Source organism: Peribacillus sp. P4_C12 (assembly GCF_056402095.1).
The window spans coordinates 1-936 of record NZ_JBFUIB010000961.1 but is presented as its reverse complement, the minus strand read 5'-3'; the positions used below and the strand labels follow the sequence as shown (position 1 = coordinate 936).

Here is a 936-nt window from a genome sequence, read left to right as displayed (position 1 = left end):
CTCTGTACCACCTTCGGCAGTAARGACTTTGTTTTGTTTCGCAAACTCATCCAATGATACCTAGCCTTATATGAAGTTCGTGTTCCTCAGACCGGAGGTTTGCCGCTTGCTTCCTTCAGATTCCACGTCACCGTGGACACCCTTGCATTAAGCTAACCACTACAACTGCCTTCATGGTTCGGGACTTTCACCCTATAGATTGCACCCATGCCGGGCGCACGAAAAAGCTGCCTTAAGACAGCCCCAATCTTCAGCTAACGCACCCGTTAGTTTTACAAAAAAAATATAGAAAGCTAGTTTACCTTTATCATGCATATTCAAATTTGGAAGGACCTTTCTCTGTTTCAAAAAAACCGTAAATTAGGCTATCTAGGAACGTTTAACTTTGTCGCTATTTTTGTTCTGATTATTAATCAAGGCTGAACCATAAATGATTCAGCCATTGTTTTATTTTTCTTATTGTCCGTTTTCATCTGGTTGTGAATCGTCTTCAGTACCTTCTGTTTCAGTTCCATCATCAGTTTGATTATCTTCCGTTTCTGTATCTTCTGTCTCTGTACCCGCACTACTGCAACCTTCGACAACACCAACCAACATGAAAGACGCCATCAATACCATAAGCCATTTTTTAAGGTTTTTCATCCTTTTCTGCCTCCATGATTGTTCAAATTTAGTTACAAGACTATCATACAGGCATTTCAGAAAATCAGAATCTTATTTACCATTTTTTAACAAAAATTCGCAATTTCTTTAAAGTTCCTTAACATTTCTACTATTTGGAAATTCATTTATTGTTATTTTCCCATTTTTTCAAACAGAAAATGGTTGCCTGTATCAATGAGGCATATTCAAGGACGACAGTTGACCTGATTAAATTCTGAGACAAGAGTCATCTAGATGACTTGTTCCCACTTTTTTAGAATAAGCACTTATTGT

At 37.8% G+C, this 936-nt stretch carries 1 protein-coding gene; it reads right to left on the bottom strand.

Features of this window, described 5'->3' with window-relative positions; all coding sequences use genetic code 11:
• Positions 1-456: 456 nt before the first annotated feature.
• The gene (locus AC1DUW_RS30575; RefSeq protein WP_053346214.1) at positions 457-642 is read right to left on the bottom strand and encodes a hypothetical protein; all 186 of its coding nucleotides are present in this window, start codon (positions 640-642) and stop codon (positions 457-459) included.
• Positions 643-936: the final 294 nt, after the last annotated feature.

Coding starts and splice junctions, on each gene's coding strand:
- AC1DUW_RS30575 (WP_053346214.1), bottom strand. CDS start 642: ATGAAAAACCTTAAAAAATGGCTTATGGTATTGATGGCGTCTTTCATG.